The sequence below is a fragment of the Peptococcaceae bacterium genome, from assembly GCA_024655825.1.
In the GTDB taxonomy this organism is placed as follows: domain Bacteria; phylum Bacillota; class Peptococcia; order DRI-13; family PHAD01; genus JANLFJ01.
Genome location: JANLFJ010000041.1, coordinates 1 through 23,357, shown reverse-complemented (window position 1 = coordinate 23,357; position 23,357 = coordinate 1). Strand labels below are relative to the sequence as shown.

The following is a 23,357-nucleotide window of genomic DNA, read 5'->3' as shown; positions in this document are numbered from 1 at the left end:
AGCCTACAAGTGGATAACGGAGAACCTTTATGGCAAACGGATACTGGTTACCTGTCGAGAAGAGTGGTCTGAAGAAGAGATCATCGCCGCTTACCATGGCCAGGGTAATGTAGAACGCGTCTTCTATCACCATACCGTGCATCCCCAGTACCACTGGACGGATCAAAAGATCAAAGTCCACACCTTTATTTGCCTGATCGGCTTACTACTCTCCCAGGTTCTTTGGAAGAAGGCGCGTGAGACGGGTCATATCATGAGTATCGAGAATTTGATAGACAGGTTAACAGAAATCCGCAAAGCAGAAATAATTACGGTAAACGGCCTCAAGGGAAGTCCCATGAAAGAAACGCAACTGGAAGAGATGGAACCGGAGTTGCAAGCACTATATGAGGCTTTGGTAAAATAGAGCTTTAGTTTATACACGCCACGTTTCCTCAAATGCTTGTATTTATTGGGCTGAGGGCACTTTTTGATTTAAGGTTTAGTAAAGTCACGCTAGGATCCTTTTTTATTTGAGACCGGCCCTGTCTCTTGAGATAAGACTAACATGCAAGGATAGAATTCATTTCGAGCGCCTTTGATGGTTACGTATTGGCATGCAAATACAACGCCTGCATGACAAATAAAAAAAGCACTACAGGTTTTTAGCCATGTAGTGCCCTGAAAATCAGCGATTATTTTTTTAGTTCAATCAAAAATTCTATAGCTTCATGTACTGTAGTGAATGTGTGCGCTACACCTCCTCTGTCTCAAGCTTGGGCGTAGCACCGTACTTGCCGACCAGGTATCCCTTGCGGATATTTTCATCAGGATGAGGTGAAAACTCGGTTATATTGTATAGCTCGGATACGCCGGTTTTATTATCTTTATCCACAAAATAAACCTGATCCCGCCGCAGCACCTCCATGTTCAAAAGTTCTGTATTATGTGTGGTAAAAACGATTTGAGCGCCGGTCTTGTTGCTCTTTTGGCTTTGGTAGCGAGCTACAATGTACTCGACAAGCAAAGGGTGCAAATCTTTTTCGATCTCCTCCACGATTAAAATGCCGCCGGTGGACAGCGTTTTTTCTATAGCCGGAGCCAGCGCCATCAAATGCTTTGTTCCGTCCGACTCGTCGGCAAGCTCCAGAGGATAGTATTTTATTTCTCCCCGCCTCACTGATCAGCTCTTTTTTCTTTTTTTCCGTATCCACAGGGAATGAAAACTCCTGTCCCTTGCGCTCAAAAATGGTTGCTTTCTGTCCCTTGGGACTGTGGTAAAGATATTCTGTCACAATCTTTGTTCTGGTAGCGGAAAAACCGTAGATATATTTTACGCCGTCCTGCACGTAGGTAAATTCGAATGCTGTGGGCTCATTTTGCGAGTAATCATTAAGCAAAAACGGCTGCACAGGTATAGATGCCTTTTCATGCTGTGTTCTCTGGGCATTGCGCACAAACTGCACGCCCAGCCAAAAGGCGCGCAGCAGGTTGCTCTTGCCGCCGCCGTTCTTTCCATAAAGCGCAGCCGCAGGCAGGACCTTTTTTGATCCATATGGAATCAAGCTTTCTTTGTGTTCCAGGCAGGTTTGCTGTGAACAATACTATAATCTCCTACTGCTTCAACGCCATACCGATGAGCTTATCGGCATAATCGGCCATAAACAGCGGGATATTCAGCAGGTCTCTGTCCAGCCGCAGATTATTCAGCGAAAAACGGACACGGAGTTTCACCTTGTCGCCGTATTTTTCTTTAAACTTCTTCAGGCTTCTGCTTTCCACATTGCTTTCCGATTTAACCTCAACGGGCAAAATGTCGTTTTCCCTCTGGATCAGAAAATCCACTTCATACCGCGGATTATCCATCGCCCAATACCGGGGCATGGCCTCAAACTGGTTTCTCAGCGCCTGGAGCACATAATTCTCGCTAAGGGCACCCTTAAACTCCACAAACAGGCGGTTGCCTTCGCTGAACGCTGATGGCGCCAATAGCGACAGTCGGCGCAAAAGCCCCACGTCCACCAGATAAAGCTTAAATGCAGACAAATCGTCATAAGCGGAAATCGGCAGCCCCGGCGCGCTGCTGCGGTATATTTTATAGGTCAGGTTCGCATCGCAAAGCCACTGCAGCGCGTCCTCGTATTCCCTGGCCCTTGCCCCTTCCTTGACAACTTTATAAATGAATTTTTTATTTTCCCTGGCAAGCTGGGAGGGTATTGACTTCCAAATCAACGATATCTTGGGAAAATCCTTGGGATCCGGATGTTTGGCAAAATCCCTCTCGTATGCCCCCAAGATATTGGAAAGCACCTGCTGCATCAATTCAACATCCCGGTCTTCCGTCCATGACCTGACAGATTCCGGCATCCCGCCGGTCACAAAATACATTTTCAGTTTTTCATAAAGTGGGTTGAAGAATGCATCCGGAACAGCCTCAATCCTGTCTATGCTGTCCATATAGGCAACAAGATTGCCATCGCCGTTGGCCATTAAAAATTCGGTAAAGGTCATAGGCCCGATTTCCAAAAAGTCTACTTTGCCGACAGGAAAAGAAGCAGGCTTGGACAAGGCAATGCCCAAAAGGGAACCGGCGCAGGCTACATGATAATGCGGCGTATTTTCGCAGAAGTATTTGAGTGTATTCAGGGCATTAAAACATTCCTGTATCTCATCGAAAACAATCAGCGTGTCCTCCGGCTTATCCGGCTTGATGGTTTGGCCGCTTGCCATCATCAGGTTTTGCAGGATGCGTTCGACATCCTTTGTGTTTTCAAAAAACTGCTTGTATTCCGGGTATTCGTCAAAGTTGAAATACGCAATGTTTTTATAATAACGCCTGGCAAACTCCTTGAGCGCCCATGTCTTTCCCACCTGGCGCACGCCTTTCAAAATAAGGGGTTTCCGGTGCCTGGATTCTTTCCACTCCAGCAAGTCCTGCATGATCAGCCTTTCCACAGTATCACCTCCAAAATATCACATTTTTATACATATTTTGCGTCAATAAATCACACTTTTATAATCTATTATAACCACATGTCCGGGTTTAAGTCAATAGATCACACACATATTAAACCTGCCTTGCATAAAACAAAGGCAGGTTCTGTTAGCAGCAGGTTCTCTTATCAACACAAATCATTTCATGTCTCAGGCGGCGTACTCAAACACCCAGTGCAGCCGACACCAATTCTTAACACGGTATGGATTGTGCTTTTGCTTACGCCGAAAACGGTGGCCGTTTGCCTGACGGTGGCGGTGGTGTCCAGCATATAATGGCAAACTTCCAGCACACGTTTCCTGATATATTCTTGCATTTATCGTTCCCCCTCCGCTCCCTTATATTTCTCTAAATGTATATGAGAGGAAACGAAAAAAATGCACAGTAGTTGGCGGCCGGCAGGTGTCAGTTGTTGGCATTATTGCGGCGGCAGGTAATCCAGGGGGTTGACGAACCGGCCGTCTTTCTGGAGGGAGTAGTGAAGGTGAGGGCCTTCCAGTATCTCGTTGATCCCGGGCTGCCCTACCAGGCCCACGGACTCATTGGCCTTGACGCTGTCGCCGGCCTTCAGGAAGGCCTCCTGGAGGTGGGCATAAATACTCCGCCACCCCGCCCCGTGGTCAAGAACGACCTTTATCGCTTCGCCCCGCGTGGTCTCCACCTGCACGACCTTCCCCGCGAGAACGGCGACGGCTTCGCTGCCCGTTTTGGCGCGGATGTCAATGCCGTTGTGATAGCGGTAATCGCTGAACGTCTGGGAATACGAGAGCCCGACGGAGCGGAAGACCTCACCTTTGAGGGGCCAGGCCATCTTGTGTATATCGATGTTTTGGGAGACCGGTTCAACCGCACCGGCGGCGGGAACGGCGCCTTCACTGCGGGGAGCGGCGTTTGGCGAATCTTTTGTCACCGGTCCAGCCGCTTTTTTTGCGGCTGTGCCTGCAATCTTTTCCTTTTCCCCGGTAGCTTCATTCGCGCCTGCCGCTTCTTTGACTTCGAAAGCTGTCGTTGCCGCCTGCGGCGCCTTTAGCGCTTCTTGTTCCTTGAGCCGGCCGTTGATAACGGGAACAGCCAGGGAAAACGCGAACAGGACAACCGCCAGGTAGACGCCAAGCAGTTTCAAGCTTTTGCTCTGGGCCTTCAGGATGTGCGCAATCTTCTTTGAGTCCATAAAAGAAACCACCTCATGGATATCTTAACCATTTTCCCGGGTTGTTAACCCGCCTGCATCCATGAGCTGGCTGCCAATACCGCTGTCAAGTTTGACGCGGTCATTTCAACGAGGCCAGCCTGACCCCTTTGTAGTAATAGGCCAGTATTTCGCTGTAGCTTTTCCCTTCCCGGGCCAAAGATCCCGCCCCGTACTGGCACATGCCCACCCCGTGGCCGTTGCCGCGGGTCGTAAATTTGATCAGGTCACCCTCCACCCGCCATTCCAGGTGAGTGGATGGCAGCCCCAGCCTGCTGCGGAGTTCGGCGCCGCTGATCGTCTTTCCCGCAAAGAGGAAGGTCTTTATGCGCCCGGAGGCCGTCTTCTCCTTTACGGCGATCCCGCCGCCGTTGACGGAGAACTTGCCCACGGGAAGCGCCTTCAGTTCCGTTCCCAGCAGGCGGTTGAGTTCGCTGGTTTTGAAAACGTAAACCGCCTCCCTGTCGCCTTCCGGGTGGTTGCCGCAGGGAACTCTCCGGAGATAAGGGACTTTGTATTTCCAGACATCTTCGGAATTTTCGGTGCCGAAACCGCCGCAGGAAGCGTGGTACAAGGGATCGATGACCTGCCCCTCGTAGGTGATCACTTTTCCCTTCGTTTCCGTCACGGCGCGGAGTATTTTTTGCTTGTATGCCGGAAAATCCCAGGCTCCCCAGCGCCGTTTCATTTCTTCGCCGCTGATCCAGGCCTGGTTGATCTGCGGGTCCGAACTCAGGTCCGCCTGCGCATTGATGTTTTTTACCCGGGGATCGGGCACCTGCAGGCGTTTTACCGCGTAAGTCCTGGCGGCGACCGCCTGCGCTTTCAGGGCTTCCAGGTCAAAAGAAGCCGGCATTTCGGCAGCCACCACCCCGGCCACGTATTCTTCCAGCCCAAGCGTAATAACGCTGTTCGAGCCGTGCAGCAGCAGGTTTATCTTTATCGCATCTCCCTCGACGCGCAGTTTTTCATCTTCCGCCAAAAAAAGGAAAACCAGGCAGGGCAGGACAATCAGAAGCAGAAAAGCGACCGCCAGGTATGTGACGAGCAGTCTTTTTTTTCTTCGTGCCGGCCAAAGAGACACCCTCATCAACCCTCTTTTATCCTCTTAAAGCCATGTATATGCGGCCGCGGGACAAATTAGTATTTTGCGGTGTTTCTCAACACTTTAATCAGGAAGGAAAAAAAGCCGGCAATGAATTTCCAGAAAAACAGGACGCCAATGAGGCGCCACAGGCGCGGCATGGCGCGGCGCACAAAGAAGCTGAAAAAGCGCAGATAAAAACACAGGCCCAGCGCCATGGCAATAAAGACATAGAACCGCACTTCCCCGGTCGTGCAAAAAAGGAGTAAGACGTAGGTCAGCGCGGTTATTATCAACCAGAACACGGCGTCACACAGGTTCGTTTCCCACTTTTTCAACCTGCGCGCCTGTCTAATAAAACGATAGGCGTCAAAAATAACGCCTGCCGCATTGCCCAGCACAACCAGCAAAAAGAAGGCCCCCAACTGTTCAGTCACCGGCTGCATTTTGCCACCGCCCAACTGGAGATTGCAACTTGAGCTTACTTGAAGAGACGCTCCATGATCCCTTTCCCTTTTTGTTTGAGCCGGGCCTTTTTATTCTCCACGTACTGGATGCTGGCTATTTCACCTTCCAGCACTATTTTACCTTCTTCCAGGTTCAGCTGGACTATGTGGATGCCTTCCCCTTTAACCACCAGGGGGCCCAATTTGCTTTCGGCAATAATTTGGCGGTCGTCAAAGCTTTCAACTTCCAGGATGCCGCTGGCCTCAAACAGCTCCCGGTTCGTCAGCGACAGCTGGCACTGAGGAATATCCCTGTTTTCCATGCGCCTTCCCCCTCGCGCTTTTTGTGCTTTTTGTATTCATCTTTATGCGCCGCAAGGTCAAATATGATTGAATTCGAATTCTTTTTTGCAGTCGCGGCAAAGCAGCGTATAGGGGATGGCTTCCAGCCGGTCGAAGCCGATCTCGCGCCCGCAGGACTGGCACAAGCCGTACGTCCCGCTGTCAATCGCCCTGAGCGCTTCCTCGATCATGGACAGCCTGTCCTCGTTGATAAGCATCAGCCCCAGGTCCAGTTCCCGCTCGAACGTGGCGTTTCCCACATCGCCGGGGTGGTTGTCGTAAAGCGAAAGCTCATGGGCCGATTCTTTCAGGGGGACGCGCAGGCCGTTTTTTATGTTTCCGGCGCTCTTTCGCGCCGTGTCGCGAAGGCCTTCCAGCTTTCTTTTAAAGTATTCCAGGTGTTCTTTTTCCATATTATTTCCATTCCTTCACGACCTCGATGTCCTTGAAAAAATAGGAGACAATCTGCTCGGCTGTCCTGCCCTGGCTGGCCAGGGCCCTTGCTCCCCACTGGCTCATGCCCACGCCGTGCCCGAAGCCCCGGCCGTTCATGACGAGTTCATCGCCGTCCACTCTCAGGCCGGTGAGAAGAGTGGAGCGCATTTTTTCGCTTCCCAGGGCCAGGCGCAGGGCAGGACCGCTGACGGTCGCCCCGTCTATCTGGAAGGACATAACGCGCCCGGAAGGGCCTTTTTTGGAAATCGATACCCGGCTGATGGGACCGGGGTCACTGCCCGATATTTTTTTCACCGCCTCCCTCACGGAAGCCAGGGAGAACACCGCCTGCCAGGACTTGTTTTCCGGCACGGTGATGGCCGAACCGGGGTCTTTTACGCTGTGGACGTAAGGGCTGGGCTCTTTCCTGTAATCCAGCCCTTCCAGGGCCGAAGCCGCCGTGAGGCCGCCCGCGTCGGAAAAGAACCACGCCTTGATGTAACGCCCCTGGTATTTGGCTGTTTCACCCCTCGTCTTATTAACGGCGTTTATCACACTGTCGTTTATCCTTCCCGGGTCATAGGCCTGGAATTCCTCCACGCTGGTCGAGGCGTCGGTGCCCCGTTCAGGCACGCCGCCCGTGCTCTTCATCCTTTCTAGGGTGAAGGTCCGCGCCAGGATGGCCTGGGCGGCGAGGGCCTCTACCGGCCAGGTGGGGTCCATCTCCGCGGCCACCACGCCTTTGATATACTCTTCCATTTTAATCTGTTTCTTTTCGCCGGTCTCGGCAACGTACAGGGAAATGGTCGGTTCCTCTTTGAACCCGGCCTGCTCGACACCGGGCCTTCTCAAAGCGCGGCAGCCCGAAAAGAGCAGGGAAAGGCAAAGCAACAGCAGCAGCGCCAGGCGCAGTTTTTTCATATAAACCCTCCGTCATCAGTATTTAAATCATAAGTTATTTTGGCCGGGAAGCGGGTTTATATGTATTTACCGCGCTGGCAAATTATTCAATAACCCTGTACAAACTGCCGGCTTCAGCGGCCGGCACCGTTTCCTTCGTCTCCAGGACTTCCACCCGGACCTTCCTGGCTCCGTAACCTATCTCCAGGATGTCCCCGGCCTTTATTTCGGTTGAGGGCTTGGCCACCCTGCCGTTGACCGTCACTTTTCCCGCGGCGGTGAGGTCTTTGGCCACGGTCCTCCGTTTGATAAGCCTGGATGCTTTAAGGTATTTATCGAGGCGCATCCCGCCCGCTCCTTTCATTTTATTAATAAATAATACAACGAAAAAACGAAAGAAAAAATCAGGCCGCGATGAACCTGATTATAAATGCATAATATCCACAGCAATAATCTAAATCGATAATAACTCCTACACAACCGAGTCTTTCAAGGCTTTGCCTGGTTTGAAAGCCGGCACCTTCGTAGCGGCGATCTTGATCTCCTTGCCGGTCTGCGGGTTGCGGCCTGTCCGGGCTGCCCTCTGTCTCACTTCAAACGTCCCAAACCCAACCAGCTGGACCTTATCGCCTTTCGCCAGCGCGTCTTCAATACTGGCCAGAACTGCGTTCACGGCCTTCTCAGCGTCTTTTTTCGTCATTTCAGCTTTTTCTGCCACTGCGCTTATGAGTTCAGTTTTGTTCAAAACCATCCCTCCCAAAATTATTAAGGTTTGCCTTTATCTATCATTCTACAAAGCATTGCAAAATCCTGCGTCACATGTTAAGTTTTTCTTTTTTTTTGCATTATAATCCTTTATTTTTGGCTTTTTCCCATAATATGTCCAGCCCGGCCAGGTCCATTTGTTTCCAGTCCAGCCCGTTTTCGGCCAAGTAATCTTCGATGTAGTTAAACCGGCGGACAAACTTTTTTACAGTCTTCATCAGGGCGATTTCCGGGGAAACGTTTAAAAAGCGGGCGATGTTGACGACCGCGAACAGCACGTCTCCCAGTTCGTCTTCTATCTCTATCATGTCCTTATCCGCTTTTTTCAATTCATCGATTTCCTCAAAAAGTTTGTCCCAGGCTCCCCGGGCGTCCGGCCAATCAAACCCCACCCGGCGCGCTTTTTTTTGCACCTCCTCCGCCAGCAGCAGCGCCGGGGAAGCAGCGTTCAACCCGCTCATGATGCCGGTTTTGGCCTTTTTGGTTCCAGGAGCCTGCTCGCCCCTTTCCCCGGCTTTGATCTGTTCCCAGTTCCGCAAGACTTCTTCGGAATCCCTGACCTTTACGCCGCCGAAAACATGGGGATGCCGCCTGATCAGTTTTTCGCAGACCGCGGCGATCACATCGTTGCTGGAAAAATCGCCCCTTTTTCCGGCGAGAGCGGCATGAAAAACCACCTGCAAAAGCAAGTCTCCCAGTTCTTCCTTCAATTTGTTCATGTCCTTGCTGTCAATGGCCTCGATCACCTCGTAGGCCTCTTCCAGAAGATACGGCTTCAGTGAATTGTGGTCCTGTTTTTTGTCCCAGGGACAGCCCTGGGGAGAAAGAAGCCTGTCCATTATTTCCACCAGCGGGTCGAGGGGATACAGGCAAGAAGCCGCCTTTTTTCCCGCCGGCGTTAACGGCTTAAGGTAAAGAGAGGTCAAATGATCAAACCGCTCCTCCCGGTCCAGCCGGTAAAGAGGGACCTCTTCCGCCTTTTCCAGGCCGGCAATCCCCGCCGCCCTGACCACCAGGACGGGGTGATCCGGCGGGTAAATCTCCAGCAGGGCAAGTTTTAAGTCCGAAGCGACCAGCCTGCTGTAAACCTGTAGAAAAACCGTGCCGCAGGACGCGCAGAGCTGTTCTTTTTGAAAATCGAGCGCGTCCAGGACCAGGAGCCCTTTGGCCGGGTCCGCATCCAGGAACAGGCAAACAGGGTCCAAAAAGCTCATCCCCGGCTTGACGGTCACTTTAATGTGGCGGGCCGGACCGGCCTGCAAAAGAAGCCGCACGGACTCCTCTCCCACCAGGGGATGACCGGGCACGCCGTAAACAAGCTCCTTGAGTCCCGGTTCCTTTTCCAGTTCGTCAATAAGGTGGCGGGCAATCGCTTCGTAAACCTGGTCGAAGGTTTCTTTTTGCTCGTAAAGATGGTCGAGGGTCGTAAAACGCAGCCCTTTTTCCGCCAGCTCCCGGACCACGGGGTGTTTAGCGGTGCGGAAAACGATTTTGTTTGCGGCGGAGAGCGTTTCCCAAACGCCCAGCGACAGGTGTTCCAGGGCGCCCGGGCCCAGCCCCACAATTATTATCTGTTTCAAGATTCCAGCCCCTTTTCCGTTGTCCACCCTATCATAACACTTGCGGAAATATTTAGGCAAGACACCGGTACACGGGGCAGGCAAGGTAAAGCAAAGGAGCCGAAATGAGCTTCCGGCTCCTTTGTCAGGTCACTGCTCCATTTGTTTGGCCAGGAACGAGGCCGCCGTTTCCGCCAGCTTGAGTTCGAGGTCGCTGAACTTGGTGTTGGGTTCCTTGGAAGCTATGATCACCGCCCCGATGGGGTCTCCTTCGGCGATGATCGGGGCTATCACTTCCGCGGCGTACTTGCATTCCCCTTCTTCCCCCGCGCAGATCTGGCAGTAAGGATGCTGTCCGGGCTGGTTGATCAGAACGGCTTTCCTTTCTTCCATAACCTTTTCTACCGCAGCGCCGATGCGCTTGTTTAAAAACTCTTTCTTCGGCCCGCCGGCCACAGCCACGATCTGGTCCCTGTCGGCTATGCAGGCGATATGTCCAATCGCTTCATAAAGGGAATCGGCATATTCCTTGGCAAAGTCGCCCAGTTCGCCAATGGGAGAATACTTTTTTAAAATGACCTCGCCTTCACGGTCTACAAAAATCTCCAAGGGGTCTCCTTCACGAATCCGCAAGGTCCTTCTTATTTCTTTGGGAATAACAACGCGCCCTAGGTCATCGATTCGACGCACAATACCTGTCGCTTTCATTTGGTTTGATTTCCCTCCTTATAATTTAAGGGATCATTAGTGATACTAGTATATATCCTCCATCTGCCATTTATTCTTTTTTTGCTTATTCGATTAAGGCGTCGACCTCCCCTCTTAACTGCTAGCAGAGTTAATGTTTGTTTAAACCGCCATTTTTATACCTGGACGGGCATGAAAAAACAGTGTCCCTGGTTTATAAACCAGGGACACTGCCGGGTTCGTGGATTATTCCTGGTTTTCCGGCTGCGGCTGGCTGCCCGCCTGCGGCTCTTTCTCCAGGAGCTTTCTTTCAATATTCGCCTTTTCTATCAGGTCGTCGACATAGGTTAGAAATTTTTCATTCTTTTCCTCCATCAACAGGCGGCTTTCCAGCTCGTCCTTTATTTCCTCGAACGAATACTGCCGGGCGGGCTTCCTGTCCTCCACCTTGATAATATGGTAGCCGTAAACAGTCTTCACCGGGGTTTTCGTGTACTGGCCCGCTTTCAGGGAAAAGGCGGCGTCTTTGAATTCCTGGATGTACATGGCATCCCGGTCAAAGTAATCGATAAGGCCGCCGGTTTCCTTGGCGGTGGGGTCGATCGACAGCTCGGCGGCCAGCTTGGCGAAATCCTCGCCGCTGCCCAGGCGGGAGATGATGTTTTTCGCTTCTTCTTCCGTTTTCACCACTATGTTCCTGGCCTTGACCTGCTCCTTAACGAAGAATTCTTCCTTGTGCTCTTCGTAATACTGCCTGCTGTCCCTGCTCGGGGCAGTTATATCTTTGGTCACTTCCCCGAACAGTTTATCGAGGAGCAGCTGGTTTCCGATGTATGTTTGCAGGTCCTTTTCCGTGAATTTCCGCTTTTTCAAAAAATCGGCGTAATTCTCCTCCGTTTTTAACTGGTCGCGGATTTTTTTTAGCTCTTCTTCTATCTCTTCCTTTTTAACTTCGATCTTCATTTCACCGGCAGCCTGGCGAACGACCTTTTCCATGACCAGGCTCTCCAGGACCTGTTCCTGCAGTTGAGCCGTCAAATCCTTGTTTTCCGGGCTTTTCAGGTCATAGCCGTACCATGCCGCCGCCTGCTCGACCCTCTTGTTCAGCTCGGCCTCCGTTATTTTCTCGCCGTTCACGGTGGCCGCCACCCTGGTCCCGCAGCCTGCGGCCAGCAGGACCAGGACAAGAAGGCCTGCAATCAAGCCGGGGGTTTTTTTCATTGCGCTGTTTTCCCTTCTTTCTCTTGCCATATGCGTTGTAGGCGTTCCGGACCCCGAAGGCAAGGTCAATTATACCAGAGCCGCTTCTTTCCCGGCAATGGTCGATATTTCCAGGATGATCTCTTCAATGAGCTGCAGGACCTGCTGCATCTCCAGGTTTTGCGTGTTGACCATGATCTCCAGCCCGGCCGACGCGCTGAAGCTGACCTGCCTCCGGTAGCGCCTGGCCAGGTCCATCAGGTTGCGGCCGGAAAGGCCGTGGTCGTCTTCCAGCTTGAGTTTTATCACGTTTTTCTCCTGGACAACGGAATGGACCTTGGAACCGGCGGCCAGCACCTTGATCGCGGCTATCTTTAACAGGTTGAGAAGCGGTTCGGGCGGCGCGCCGAACCTGTCCTCCAGCTCTTCTTTCAGCAGGTCGAGATCGTCAAGCGTTTTCGCCGCGTATATCCTCTGGTAAAAATCGATTTTTGTCCCCGTGTCGTGGATATATTCCTGCGGGATATAGGCTTTCACCTGGATGTCTATGGAAACCGCCTTTTCCGGGGGGAGTTCCTCGCCCCTGGCCTCCCTGACCGCCTCTTCCAGCATCCGGCAGTACAGGTCAAAACCGACCGCCTCGACATGCCCGTGCTGCTCGGCGCCCAGGATGTTCCCGGCGCCCCTGATCTCCAGGTCCTTCATGGCGATCTTAAAACCTGAACCCAGTTCGGTGAACTCGCGGATCGCGTTGAGGCGTTTTTCGGCGATCTCTGAAAGGATCTTGTCTTTATTATAGGTGAGGTAAGCGTAAGCGACCCTGTTGGAACGACCTACCCGCCCCCTCAACTGGTAAAGCTGGGAAAGCCCCAGTTTGTCGGCATCGTCAACAATCAGTGTGTTGACATTGGAGATGTCCAGACCCGATTCGATGATGGTGGTGCTCACCAGGACGTCTATTTTGTCTTCCATAAAATCCAGCATTACTTTCTCCAGGTGCTCCTCGCCCATCCTCCCGTGCCCGACCCCAATCCGGGCTTCCGGCACCAGTTCCTGGATAAAGGCAGCCACCCGGTCTATGTCCTCAATACGGTTGTGCACGTAGTAAACCTGGCCGCCCCTCCCCAGCTCCCTCCTGATCGCCTCGCGGATCAGTTGCGGGCTGTGTTCGACCACAAAGGTCTGGACCGGGTAGCGGTCTTCCGGCGGCGTCTCAATCAAGCTCATGTCGCGCACGCCCGCCAGGGCCATGTGCAGGGTCCTGGGGATGGGAGTGGCGGTGAGGGTAAGGACATCGACATTCGTTTTCAGTTTTTTGAGTTTTTCTTTATGGACCACGCCGAACCGTTGTTCTTCGTCGACAACCAGCAAGCCCAGGTCCTTGAATTTAACGTCTGACGACAGGAGCCGGTGAGTGCCGATAATGATGTCGATTTTGCCCGCTTTGAGGTCTTTGATGATCTCTTTTTGCTCTTTGGGCGTGCGAAAGCGGCTCAACACCCCGACGCTGACGGCAAAACCCTCGAATCTCTCGCGGAAGGTGTTATAGTGCTGCTGGGCCAGCACCGTGGTCGGGACCAGGACAGCCACCTGCTTCCCGCTGGTGACCGCTTTGAACGCGGCCCGGATAGCCACCTCCGTCTTGCCGTAGCCCACGTCGCCGCAAAGCAGCCTGTCCATGGGCCGCGGCATTTCCATGTCTTTTTTTACTTCCCTGATGGCCCGGACCTGGTCGGGGGTCTCCTCATAAGGAAAGGCTTCTTCAAAGTCCCTCTGCCAGGGAGAGTCGCCGGCAAAAGCGTAACCCGGCGCAGACTGGCGGGCGGCATAAAGAGACAGGAGCTCTTCGGCCAGGTCCCTGACCGCCGCTTTTACCCTGTTTTTTACTCGGTTCCAGTCGCTGCCGCCAAGCTTGGAGAGCTTGGGAAGCTGCCCTTCCTGGCTGAAGTATTTTTGCAGCAGCCCCGACTGGTCAGTGGGGACATAGAGTTTGTCCTCGCCGTGGTATTTGATTACCAGGTAATCCCGTTCCGCCTCGCCCACGGCCAGTTTTTCGATCCCCATGTATTTTCCGATGCCGTGGTTCACGTGCACGACATAGTCGCCAATTTTCAAGTCCTCCAGGACAGTCGACCTTTTTCCTTCCTGGAACATCCGGCGGGGAACCCGTTTCTTGGGCTGGAAAAACAGCTCGTGTTCCGTCAGGACGGCGAGTTTCCAGGCTGTGAGTTCAAATCCGCCGCTGAGGTAGCCGGTGGTTATATATATTTTCTCCGGCTGGAGGTCAAACCCGCCCTCCGTGACGACCGCCTCTATGCCCAGGTCCCAAAGCCCCTGTTTAAGCCGTTCGCCGCGTTCGGCGGAGTTGACGAATACCAGGGCGGCAAACTTCTGGCGGCGCCACTCCTTCAGTTCGTCAGCCAGCAGCCGTATCTTTCCCATAAACAGGCCGACTGTCCTGGCCGTAATTCCCAGGGCGTTGACTCTTTCCGCGCCGGCCGGTTTTTTGGGGAGCAGGGAATAATAGATTTTTTTCCTGGGGGAAAAGATTGACCAGAGTTCTTCAAAGTTAAAGTAGTTGTTTATTTGCCCGGGCAGGATTTGCCCTTTTTCCAGAAGCGTCTTGAACGTCTCCTGGGTTTCCTTCTCGGAAAGGAGAAAGCTTTCTCTTTGCCTGTTCGGCTCGTCGATGATCAACAGGGGAGTTTCCGGGAAATAGTCAAGAAGCGAGTATTTTTTCTCGCTGAAATAAGGGAGGTACTGCTCGTAGCCGGGAAAGCAAAGTCCTTCTTTAACCCCGTTCACAATTTCCTTAACCCTGGCCGCCAGGTTCTCGTAGCCGTTCCTGTTGCCCTTTTTCTCCATGGCCCGCAGCAGCTGACAGGCTTCTTTTTCTATTTTCTCCACGGCCTTTTCTCGTTCCAGCGCCGGGAAAAAGAACTCGGCGGCGGGGGATACCGTCACCCCGGTTATTTTGCCGGTCGACCGCTGGTTCTCGGTGGAGAAGACGCGAATTGATTCGATCTCGTCGTCAAAAAATTCAAAACGGTACGGGTTTTCCGCCGTCGCGGGAAAGAGGTCGAGGATGCCGCCGCGCAGCGATACCTGTCCCTTGTCCTCGACCAGGTCAGCCCTCTGGTATCCAATGTCGAGCAGGCGTTTAAGCAGCTCATCGACCTTTACTTTTTGGCCTACGCTCAGCGTAAGCGTGGACGAGGCGAACACGTCCGGAGAAACCAGCACCTTGCTTACCGCCTCCAGGGTTGCCACCACGACGCTTTTTTGGCCGCCGACCAGACCCTGCAGCACTTCCAGCCGCTTTCGCTGGGTCTCGCGGCTGCGGGCGATTACCTCAAACGGCAGCAAGTCCAGCGCCGGGAAAAAGTGGACGGTAATACCGGCCAGCAGGTTGCTCAGGTCGTCAAAAACTTCCTTGCCGCGCTGAGTGTTCTCCACAATGTACAGGGCCGGCTTTTGCTGGTTCTTGACAACCAGGGCGGCCAGCAGGCTCTTTAAGGACCCGGTTATGCCGTAAACAAGGCTGTCCCCATCTTGGCGGAGCTGTTCCAGGAGGAATTTGAATTCTTTTGACTTACGGAGATATTCGTTTATTAAATCGATCTTCTCAATCTTCATGCCGCGCTATTCCTCCCATGGCAAATAGTGGGCGCCAGAATGACCCCCACCACCGCACATGCTGTGGCTTGTTCACCTTCGTGCAGTATTAGACTCTCTAATTATAAAATATGCGCTTCCCGATGCCAATGCCTTTTTGCGGGAAACGAACTTTTAGCCAAAGCCAAAATTTTCAAAAGGAAAAACTAGTGAACCGGCTGCCCACGGCCGCTCTCGGCGGGATTGTGTTTGGACCAGCAGGACTCGCAGATGGACCGCACGGTCCCCACCCGGCGGTCCCAGTCAAGGCACAGCAGGTCGTCTCTCTCTTCGGGAGTGAGAATATCAAAACCAAGGAGGGTTTCGTTCCAGCCAGCCAGCTGGATTTCGTCTATGTACCTGCCGCATTCTTCGCAAATGTAAATGAGGCGCAAGCCATAACCTCCCTACTGCAGGCTAGTTCTTAGTATGTCCCAAAAAAGGGCGAACTAACCGGCGGCAGGCTAACGCGCCTCGTTTTCGGTTTCTTTTTCCCGGAGGTTAAGCCCGTTGAAATCGTTCATGGCTTTTTCGATGCCCTCGCGGGCCCAGGTTTCCAGCCCGTCCAGGCAGGCCTCGATGAGGGCGGGGAGGGTTTTTCTTTCCCCGGGGGAAAACTCGCTTAAAACAAAGCTTTCCACCGGCAGCCGCCCGGGAGGGCGCCCGATCCCCACTTTCAGCCGCTGGAAGTCGGTGGAATTGAGCAGGCCGGCAATTGACAGCAAGCCCTTGTGGCCGGCCGCGCCCCCGTCGCTTTTAAAGCGGATCCTGCCAAAATCCAGGTCAAGGTCATCGTGGACGACGATGAAGTCATCAATCCGGTCATGGTAGTAATGCAAGATTTCCAGGACCGCCTGCCCGCTCCTGTTCATATAGGTTTGAGGTTTGGCCAGCATTATTCTTGTACCCGCAAGGTGGCCCTGTCCCAGCAGGCACTGGTGCTTTTTGTCGTTAACCGGGAATCCCAGCCTCCCGGCAAGGGAGTCCACGACCATAAACCCAAGGTTGTGCCGGGTCCCGGCATAGCGGGACCCGGGGTTGCCCAGGCCTATTACCAGCTTCATGCCCCGCTCCACCCCTATCCTTCAAGCAGTGAGGCTCAGGCCTCGCCCGCCGGCTCTTCTTTCTTCTCCTCTTCGCCTTTGGCTGTTTCCGCAGGCTCTTCGATTTCAGCGAGCCTGGGCGCGTTTATCACCGCCAGGACAGTTTCCGGGTCGCTGGTAATGGTTAAAGAAGTGGTTTTCTGGAGGTCCGCCACCGTGTATTTGTCTCCGATTTCCAGGGGCGAAATGTCAACATGGAAGGCATCGGGCAGTTCGCCGGGCAGGGCCTCCACCTCCACCGCGCGCTCACCGTGCTGCAGGATCCCTCCCGCTTTCAGGCCGGCTGCGCTTCCCGACAAGTGGACAGGGATTTCGGCCCTTATTTTCTGGTCCATCTCCACCTGGAGAAAGTCGACATGGAGAATCCTGCCGCTCAGCGGGTGCTTCTGCAACTCCCGGACAACCGCCGGGTAGGAACCGCCCGGCAGTTTGACCGAAACCAGGTTGGCCCCGCCTATCTTGAGCAGTTCCTTCTCCGGGAGGGAGATGGGAATACTGCCTGCTCTCTTGCCGTAAATGACCCCGGGGACTAACCCCTTGCGCCGGATTTCTTTCAGCGAATGCTTGGTGTTTACTTGGCGCGGTTGGACTTCTATTGATGGTTTTTCCATCGTTTCATCACCTCTTTGCGTAATATCTGCCGTCGGCTGCAGGCGCAGCCGGGCGGGGTTTCAGTCGAACAGTTTGCTGACGGAGAGGTCTTCATGAATGCGGATGATGGCCTCTCCCAGAAGAGGAGCAATTGACAGCACCCTGAACTTGTCCGGCTTTTTCCCCCGGGCAAGAGGAATTGTGTTGGTGATCACCACTTCCCGGACGGGAGAGCTTTCAAGCCTTTCCACAGCCTGCCCGGAGAGAACCGGGTGCGTGCAGCAGACGTACACCTCCTGCGCGCCCTTTTCCAGCAGCGCCTGCGCTCCCAGGGTGATCGTCCCCGCGGTGTCTATGATGTCGTCGATCATTATTACCTTCTTCCCTTCCACTTCGCCGATGATGTGCATGATTTCGGACTCGTTGGGCTGCGGGCGGCGCTTGTCGATTATGGCCAGGGGGAGGTGAAGCCTGCCGGAAAGGGCCCTGGCCCTGGTGACCCCGCCCAGGTCGGGAGAAACGACCACGGAGTTGTCGAGCTGCTTGTTTAAAAAGTATTCCGCCAGGATTGGAACGGCCTGGAGGTGGTCCACCGGTATATCAAAAAAACCCTGGATCTGGCCGGCATGAAGGTCCACTGCAAGCACGCGGCGGGCGCCGGCGGCCGTTATCAGGTTGGCAACCAGTTTGGCGGTGATCGGGTCGCGGGCTTTGGCTTTCCTGTCCTGCCTGGCGTAACCGTAATAAGGAAGCACCGCGGTTATCCGCCGGGCCGAAGCCCTTCGCAGGGCGTCGATAAGGATAAGGAGTTCCATGATGTTGTCATTCACGGGCGTGCATGTCGGCTGGATCACAAAAACATCGGCGCCCCTCACGCTTTCGTTGATGTCCACGTTGATCTCGCCGTCCGAAAACGTCTTAACGGAGGCCTGGCTAACCTCGACGCCGAGGTACTCGGCTATCTCCGAGGCCAGCCCGGGATGGGCGTTACCCGTGAATATCTTCAGCTTTTTGTAACCTGGCATTGTCTTGTGCCCCTCCATTCTCTTCATTGCCCGGGCCCTGCTCGTCCTACCGGCCGCCGCACGAAAGCAGGCCGGTTCCGGGCCCGCCCGCAGCCCGGCACCGGGAAACTCACTTTGGGCCCTCTTTTGGGCTGCGGTTTTTCCAGTTTTCGATGTTGCGCTGTTTCCCCCTGGCGACAGCCAGGGCTCCTCCCGGTATATCCCTGGTGACCGTGGAGCCGGCCCCGATATAAGCTCCGGGACCCACCGTAATGGGAGCAACAAGGTTCGTGTTGCTCCCGACGAAGGCTCCATCGCCTATTACCGTGGGGTGTTTGGCGAACCCGTCGTAGTTGCAGGTGATGGTCCCGGCCCCGATGTTGACGTTTTCCCCCAGCGTGCTGTCGCCGACATAACTCAGGTGCGGTATTTTGGAACCCGCGCCCACAATGGATTTTTTCACCTCAACGAAGTCGCCGATCTTGACGTTCTCCGCCAGGACAGAACCCGGCCGTAAAAAGCTGAAGGGCCCAATTGCGCACCCGCTGGCTACCCTGGCTTCAAGGAGACACGAGTATGTTACGGAAACGTTGTCGGCAATAATGGAATCGGTGATCCTGGTATGCGGGCCGATCTCGCAGTTTTTTCCGACCTGCGTTTTCCCTTCCAGGAAAACCCCGGGATAAAGAACCGTGTCCTGGCCGATGGTTACTCCCGCGTCAACGTAAGTGTGCTCGGGGTCGATAACGGTGACCCCGCGCAGCATGTGACCGGTCAGGATGCGGCGGCGCAGGATTTGACCGGCTTCGGCCAGCTGCACGCGGTTGTTGATGCCCACAGCTTCGAGGTGGTCTTCCAGAAGCACGGTTTCGATCTTTTCTTTTTCCAGGACCAGCATTTTGACTATGTCGGTCAGGTAATACTCACCCTGGGCGTTGGCGGCGGAAAGACGCGTCAGCCTGTCTTTCAAACTGTTAACGTCGAAGCAGTATGTCCCGGTGTTTATTTCTTTGATTTCTTTTTCTTGCAAAGCGGCGTCCTTTTCTTCCACGATCCGCTCAATGCCCGCAGGACCCCTGACGATCCGGCCGTATCCTTGCGGGTCGGGAAAAAGCGCCGTCAGGACAGTGGCTTTTGCCCCGCTGTGCCTGTGTTTCTCATATAAGAGTCTTAATGTCTCCGCCCTGAGAAGAGGGGTATCCCCGCAGACAACGAGACAGTCGCCTCCGGCAAACCTCTCCAGTTCCGGCAGGACCTGCATGAGGGCGTGACCGGTCCCCAGCTGTTCGTGCTGGTAGGCCACCCGGCACGTTTCCGGCAGGATTTTTTCCACCAGCTCTCCCTGGTACCCGAGTACGACGATAATATTGTTGATTGAAGCCTCCTGCAGGGCAGCAATGACATGCTGGATCACCGGCAGGCCGGCCAGTTTGTGAAGAACCTTGGGCTGGCCGGATTTCATCCTGGTCCCCAGCCCTGCCGCCAGCACAACGGCCGCCGTTTGCGCCAAAACGCATCCCCCTCCTCGCCGATTAAAAATGTCATTATAGTTATACCATAATATTAGTTGAAACTCCACCTCTGACCAAAACTATTCTTCGAAAAATAAAAAGGAGCCAAAACACTTAAGCTCCTAAAAACTGCGCTGTGCTCTCTTTTATATGGCTTCCTGGTATGCTTTCAACACTGCCGTCTGAATTATTTCACGTACATCCGAGGATATCGGATGGGCAATGTCTTTGAATTCACCCTCCGGCGTTTTCCGGCTGGGCATGGCCACAAACAACCCGTTTGTGCCCTCAACAACCTTCACATCGTGAACTACAAAAGCATTGTCAAACGTCACCGATACAATGGCCTTCATCCTGCCTTCCTGGTTGATCTTTCTGATCCTCACATCTGTGATATCCACCTGAAATCACCACCTTCCCCCGATTACCACCTGGTTAATATGTCCTATTCGTCATCTTTTTGGATTTTCCTGCTTCTCTTTATGAAATTTCCCATAATTTAGCTGTTTTATACATTTATCTGTAAACTTTTGTTGCGCTTAATTCGGTATGATGACGATCTTTTTTTCCTGCTCGTTGACTTCAACCAGTTTCAGCAGCGAGTAGTAATCGCTGACCAGCTTTTTTTCGGGGACGCCGGTGTCAACCAGCACGCCGATCCCCAGCACGGTGGACTTGAATTCGCTTAACAGGTCGACCATCCCCCTGGCCGTGCCGCCCGCCTTCATAAAGTCGTCAATTATTATCACCCTGCTTTCCACGGGCAGGGCGCGCCGGGAAAGGGACATGGTCCTGATCTGGCGGGAAGAACCGGTGACGTAATTGAGGCTTACCGCAGATCCTTCGGTCACGCGGCCGGCGTCCCTGATAATAACCAGGGGACGGTTTAAAGCCCTGGCGGTCATAAGCGCCAGCGGTATACCCTTGGTCTCGATAGTGACCACATACTGCGGCTCCAGTTCAAGAAAGCGCTGCGCAAAAATCTCCCCCACTTTCTGGGCAACGCGGGCGTCAAAGATAATATCCGTCATGTAGAGAAAGCCCCCGGGGAGAATACGGCCCGGGTCGGCCATCCTGCGCACCAGGTCGCTAATAAAGGCGGAAGCTTCTTTTTTGCCGACATGCGGGTAGTAGATCATGCCTCCCCCGGCGCCGGCCTGCGTTTCTATTCTGCCCAGGCCGGCTTTTTGGAAAACATCGCGCATGATGCTGATGTCTTCGCTGATGCTGGATTTGGCCGCCTTGAAAAAGCTGGTGAAATGATTCAATGAAACAAGGGTATTGGGCCTTTCCAGAAGGTATTTCGTCATCACCGCGACCCGTTCGCTTCTACGCCATTTTTCCATGTTCTGACCCCCTCTTGTTGTTTTAACCCAATTAAACAGGGCGCCTGCCGGCAACCTTCATGAACAGAGAATCTTTTCGGCCAGGTCCAGGTCGCTGTGTTTGTCAACATCGATGCCGATTTCAGGATAGGGAGAAATAACCGCCACTCCCTTAATGCCCATCATCCTGGAAACCGCCCTCTCCGCATCTTTTAGGGAGAGAATGCCCAGCACGTAGCGAACCAGCACTCCCCACCCGATAAAGGTGGCCAGCCGGATGGGTTTTTTACGGTATAATACCAGTTTTTCGGCAAGGGGAAGGCACCTTTCAACTATCGCCGGGTCAAAGAAAAAAAGGTTCCCTCCGGTGAAAAGACCTTCTTTCAGGTTGACGTAGGTTCGTTTTACGCCGGGATACTTGTTTTCATTGGTTTCTTTGCTGATTATGGGATAAAACAGGTCCCCGCTCTGCCGGAAACAGGATTCGAGAAAGTCATCGACAGCCCTGGTGGACAAAAGAGGTATATCCGCCGTGACAACCAGCAGGCGTTCCCCGGACGGCCTGGCGGCCTGGAAAGCGTGCCTGAACGAGTCTATTACTGTCTCGCCGCTCTGCACCAGCGTCAGCCGCTCCGATTCCTGGAAGACTTTGACCAGCCTGTCCAGCGGTCCGGAGATGATGATTCTGTTGATATAAGGCGAAGCTTCCAGGGCTTCGGCTACATACTCAATCATGTATCTCTTCCCGATGGAAATAAAGGCTTCATCTACGGGATGAGTCTGGCCGGCCGTTAAACCGTTTTTCCGACCACCCGCCAGGATGACACCTACAACCATTTAACAATCTCCTTTCAAAGAATAAAAGCAGTGTGCGGTTTATTGTTTTGATATCTGTCTTTTGTAATGCTCGATCATGGCTTCCTGGGCGTATCTCATGTGTTTTTCGGCCATTTCCCGGGCCAAGTCGGGTTTTCGCTCGCTTATCGCTTCGACTATCTTTCTGTGCATCTCCAGGCTCTTTTTCTTCCTCCCCGGCAGGGACATCGACGCTACGCGCATCCTGTAAATCTGCTCGCGCAGGTTGTTAAGAGTGGTGACGAGCCGTTCGTTGCGCGCGGCCTTGTAAATGGCGTTATGCAAATTGATGTCCTCCGCGACCGTGGCGTTAATATCCTCGCTTTCCAGCAAATTTGATTCCCGCAGCAGGCACCTTTCCATCTCCTCAATCTCTTCGGAAGTCGCTCTCACGGCAGCCAGGCCGCTGGCCAGCCCCTCCAGGATGGTCCGGATCTCGTAAATCTCTTGAATATCCTTGAGCGATATTTCCGCCACGAAAGCTCCCTTGCGCGGGAGGACATAGACAAACCCTTCCAGTTCCAGTTTGTGGATGGCTTCCCGGATCGGGGTCCTGCTGACCCCCATTTCCATGGCCAGCTGGCTTTCCATGAGGCGCTCGCCCGGTTTTAATACCTGGGTGATTATCGCTTCGCGCATGCCTTCAAACACAATGTCCCGCAAGGGTTTATACTGGTCAAGCTGCAGCATTATTTTCTTTTCGCTCACAAATAGACCCCCCTTTCCTCCATGTCCTCGGGCCCAAGAGTCCTGGCGACAAACAGCTTCCAACCGGGTTTGGCCAGCAGCGAAGCCGCCTGGCGGGCCTTTTCTTCGCTTTCATAAAAAGCCAGCAGCGTCGGCCCGCTCCCGGACATCATCGCTTTGGCAGCCCCCATTTCCTGCATCTGTTGAAGGTGTTCCCGGAGCTGGGGATGCATGTCGAATGCGGCGTATTCCAGCACGTTTTCCATGTGCTCAAACATTAACGCCGTCTTCTTTTCCGACAAGGCGGCGATAAGCTGCTGCACGGCAGGCCTTTTCCTGACGGTCACGCTGTGCAGGCGCCGGTACACTTCACCCGTGGAAACCCCGAAAGGAGGTTTGGCCAAAACAACCCATAAACGGGGACAGGGAGGAAGCTGCACGATCTGTTCCCCCCTACCCCAGGCGTAAGCGGTAAGAGGGCGCAAACAAAACGGCACGTCAGACCCCAAAACCGCAGCAAACCGCTTCAGTTCATCAATCGAAAGCCCAAGAGCAAAAAGCTCGTTAAGGCCCAAAAGGACAGCGGCCGCATCGGCGCTGCCGCCGCCAAGACCCGCCGCCAGCGGGATTTTCTTCCGGAGGTTGATTTTAACCCCTTTGACCACCGGATAATTTTCGCTTAACAGGCTGGCCGCCCGGTAGGCAAGATTGTCTTTTCCCGTTCCCAGCTCAGCCCAGTTGCAGGTTAACCGGATACACCGGCCGCTTTTTTCCAGCTCGACCAGGTCGTACAAGTCGATCCCCTGCATAACCATCTGCACTTCGTGGTAGCCGTCGTCTCTCTTGCCCAGCACGTCCAGGGCAAGGTTTACTTTGGCGTAAGCTTTTACGGCAATCCTGTTTATCATGCGGGCCCGCCCTAAAAACAAGAATGAACTTCGTCTTTAATTTTATCACGTTTGAGGCAAAATTCCTATAAATACATGTATTCAGCTTTTTGCGATGTAAGCTATTTTTATGATTTTCTAATCGCAAATCAAGCATAT

General features: G+C 53.5%; 25 protein-coding genes and 2 pseudogenes. 1 reads left to right on the top strand and 26 read right to left on the bottom strand.

Features of this window, described 5'->3' with window-relative positions; translation table 11 throughout:
- On the top strand, nucleotides 1–406 hold a 406-nt coding region (locus tag NUV48_13025), incomplete at its 5' end, for a hypothetical protein (GenBank protein ID MCR4443060.1).
- A 327-nt stretch (nucleotides 407–733) separates the two neighbouring features.
- Here NUV48_13025 and NUV48_13020 read toward each other — a convergent pair.
- The 26 genes and pseudogenes from NUV48_13020 to ispE all read right to left on the bottom strand — a co-directional run bounded on the left by NUV48_13020 (nucleotide 734) and on the right by ispE (nucleotide 23,219).
- Nucleotides 734–1,159 carry an ATP-binding protein gene (locus tag NUV48_13020; GenBank protein MCR4443059.1) on the bottom strand — a complete coding sequence of 142 codons (426 nt, stop codon included), beginning with the start codon at nucleotides 1,157–1,159 and terminating at the stop codon, nucleotides 734–736.
- Between the two features lie 55 nt (nucleotides 1,160–1,214).
- Nucleotides 1,215–1,445 (bottom strand): annotated as a pseudogene (locus NUV48_13015) (ATP-binding protein).
- Nucleotides 1,446–1,593: 148 nt separating this feature from the next.
- Complete coding sequence (locus NUV48_13010; GenBank protein ID MCR4443058.1) at nucleotides 1,594–2,934, bottom strand: ATP-binding protein; 1,341 nt, start codon at nucleotides 2,932–2,934, stop codon at nucleotides 1,594–1,596.
- A 242-nt stretch (nucleotides 2,935–3,176) separates the two neighbouring features.
- A pseudogene (locus NUV48_13005) lies at nucleotides 3,177–3,290 on the bottom strand (sporulation transcriptional regulator SpoIIID).
- Between the two features lie 102 nt (nucleotides 3,291–3,392).
- Nucleotides 3,393–4,145, bottom strand: a complete 753-nt coding sequence (locus NUV48_13000) for a M23 family metallopeptidase (protein MCR4443057.1) — start codon at nucleotides 4,143–4,145, stop codon at nucleotides 3,393–3,395.
- A gap of 100 nt (nucleotides 4,146–4,245) precedes the next feature.
- Nucleotides 4,246–5,253 carry a stage II sporulation protein D gene (gene spoIID / locus NUV48_12995; protein ID MCR4443056.1) on the bottom strand — a complete coding sequence of 336 codons (1,008 nt, stop codon included), beginning with the start codon at nucleotides 5,251–5,253 and terminating at the stop codon, nucleotides 4,246–4,248.
- Nucleotides 5,254–5,303: 50 nt separating this feature from the next.
- Nucleotides 5,304–5,693 carry a hypothetical protein gene (locus NUV48_12990; protein ID MCR4443055.1) on the bottom strand — a complete coding sequence of 130 codons (390 nt, stop codon included), beginning with the start codon at nucleotides 5,691–5,693 and terminating at the stop codon, nucleotides 5,304–5,306.
- Between the two features lie 35 nt (nucleotides 5,694–5,728).
- The gene (gene yabP / locus NUV48_12985; GenBank protein ID MCR4443054.1) at nucleotides 5,729–6,016 is read right to left on the bottom strand and encodes a sporulation protein YabP; all 288 of its coding nucleotides are present in this window, start codon (nucleotides 6,014–6,016) and stop codon (nucleotides 5,729–5,731) included.
- A gap of 57 nt (nucleotides 6,017–6,073) precedes the next feature.
- Nucleotides 6,074–6,448, bottom strand: coding sequence for a TraR/DksA C4-type zinc finger protein (locus NUV48_12980; GenBank protein ID MCR4443053.1), 375 nt, complete (start codon nucleotides 6,446–6,448; stop codon nucleotides 6,074–6,076).
- 1 nt (nucleotide 6,449) lies between these two features.
- The gene (locus NUV48_12975; protein MCR4443052.1) at nucleotides 6,450–7,391 is read right to left on the bottom strand and encodes a SpoIID/LytB domain-containing protein; all 942 of its coding nucleotides are present in this window, start codon (nucleotides 7,389–7,391) and stop codon (nucleotides 6,450–6,452) included.
- An 82-nt stretch (nucleotides 7,392–7,473) separates the two neighbouring features.
- Entirely contained in the window at nucleotides 7,474–7,716 is a 243-nt protein-coding gene (locus NUV48_12970) for an RNA-binding S4 domain-containing protein (GenBank protein MCR4443051.1), read from the bottom strand.
- A gap of 126 nt (nucleotides 7,717–7,842) precedes the next feature.
- The gene (locus NUV48_12965) at nucleotides 7,843–8,115 is read right to left on the bottom strand and encodes an HU family DNA-binding protein (GenBank protein MCR4443050.1); all 273 of its coding nucleotides are present in this window, start codon (nucleotides 8,113–8,115) and stop codon (nucleotides 7,843–7,845) included.
- Between the two features lie 100 nt (nucleotides 8,116–8,215).
- Nucleotides 8,216–9,715, bottom strand: coding sequence for a nucleoside triphosphate pyrophosphohydrolase (gene mazG / locus NUV48_12960; GenBank protein ID MCR4443049.1), 1,500 nt, complete (start codon nucleotides 9,713–9,715; stop codon nucleotides 8,216–8,218).
- A 129-nt stretch (nucleotides 9,716–9,844) separates the two neighbouring features.
- The gene (gene spoVT / locus NUV48_12955) at nucleotides 9,845–10,402 is read right to left on the bottom strand and encodes a stage V sporulation protein T (protein MCR4443048.1); all 558 of its coding nucleotides are present in this window, start codon (nucleotides 10,400–10,402) and stop codon (nucleotides 9,845–9,847) included.
- Between the two features lie 225 nt (nucleotides 10,403–10,627).
- A complete protein-coding gene (locus NUV48_12950) occupies nucleotides 10,628–11,602 on the bottom strand; it encodes a SurA N-terminal domain-containing protein (protein MCR4443047.1) in 975 nt (324 codons plus the stop codon).
- 69 nt (nucleotides 11,603–11,671) lie between these two features.
- Nucleotides 11,672–15,217, bottom strand: a complete 3,546-nt coding sequence (gene mfd, locus NUV48_12945) for a transcription-repair coupling factor (GenBank protein ID MCR4443046.1) — start codon at nucleotides 15,215–15,217, stop codon at nucleotides 11,672–11,674.
- A gap of 185 nt (nucleotides 15,218–15,402) precedes the next feature.
- Nucleotides 15,403–15,630: an anti-sigma-F factor Fin family protein gene (locus NUV48_12940; GenBank protein MCR4443045.1), complete on the bottom strand. Its 228-nt coding sequence runs from the start codon at nucleotides 15,628–15,630 to the stop codon at nucleotides 15,403–15,405.
- 69 nt (nucleotides 15,631–15,699) lie between these two features.
- Nucleotides 15,700–16,299, bottom strand: coding sequence for an aminoacyl-tRNA hydrolase (pth, locus tag NUV48_12935; GenBank protein MCR4443044.1), 600 nt, complete (start codon nucleotides 16,297–16,299; stop codon nucleotides 15,700–15,702).
- Nucleotides 16,300–16,334: 35 nt separating this feature from the next.
- Nucleotides 16,335–16,949, bottom strand: a complete 615-nt coding sequence (locus tag NUV48_12930; GenBank protein ID MCR4443043.1) for a 50S ribosomal protein L25 — start codon at nucleotides 16,947–16,949, stop codon at nucleotides 16,335–16,337.
- A gap of 60 nt (nucleotides 16,950–17,009) precedes the next feature.
- Entirely contained in the window at nucleotides 17,010–17,954 is a 945-nt protein-coding gene (locus tag NUV48_12925) for a ribose-phosphate pyrophosphokinase (protein MCR4443042.1), read from the bottom strand.
- 109 nt (nucleotides 17,955–18,063) lie between these two features.
- Nucleotides 18,064–19,443, bottom strand: coding sequence for a bifunctional UDP-N-acetylglucosamine diphosphorylase/glucosamine-1-phosphate N-acetyltransferase GlmU (glmU, locus tag NUV48_12920; GenBank protein MCR4443041.1), 1,380 nt, complete (start codon nucleotides 19,441–19,443; stop codon nucleotides 18,064–18,066).
- Between the two features lie 147 nt (nucleotides 19,444–19,590).
- Nucleotides 19,591–19,845, bottom strand: a complete 255-nt coding sequence (spoVG, locus tag NUV48_12915; GenBank protein MCR4443040.1) for a septation regulator SpoVG — start codon at nucleotides 19,843–19,845, stop codon at nucleotides 19,591–19,593.
- Nucleotides 19,846–19,983: 138 nt separating this feature from the next.
- Nucleotides 19,984–20,790 (bottom strand): pur operon repressor, encoded by an 807-nt coding sequence (purR, locus tag NUV48_12910; protein ID MCR4443039.1) that lies wholly within the window; start codon nucleotides 20,788–20,790, stop codon nucleotides 19,984–19,986.
- A gap of 57 nt (nucleotides 20,791–20,847) precedes the next feature.
- Complete coding sequence (locus NUV48_12905; protein MCR4443038.1) at nucleotides 20,848–21,606, bottom strand: nucleotidyltransferase family protein; 759 nt, start codon at nucleotides 21,604–21,606, stop codon at nucleotides 20,848–20,850.
- A gap of 39 nt (nucleotides 21,607–21,645) precedes the next feature.
- Nucleotides 21,646–22,332, bottom strand: a complete 687-nt coding sequence (locus NUV48_12900) for a GntR family transcriptional regulator (GenBank protein ID MCR4443037.1) — start codon at nucleotides 22,330–22,332, stop codon at nucleotides 21,646–21,648.
- Nucleotides 22,329–23,219 carry a 4-(cytidine 5'-diphospho)-2-C-methyl-D-erythritol kinase gene (gene ispE / locus NUV48_12895; protein ID MCR4443036.1) on the bottom strand — a complete coding sequence of 297 codons (891 nt, stop codon included), beginning with the start codon at nucleotides 23,217–23,219 and terminating at the stop codon, nucleotides 22,329–22,331. The genes NUV48_12900 and ispE overlap by 4 nt, the downstream gene beginning before the upstream one ends.
- Nucleotides 23,220–23,357 lie beyond the last annotated feature (138 nt).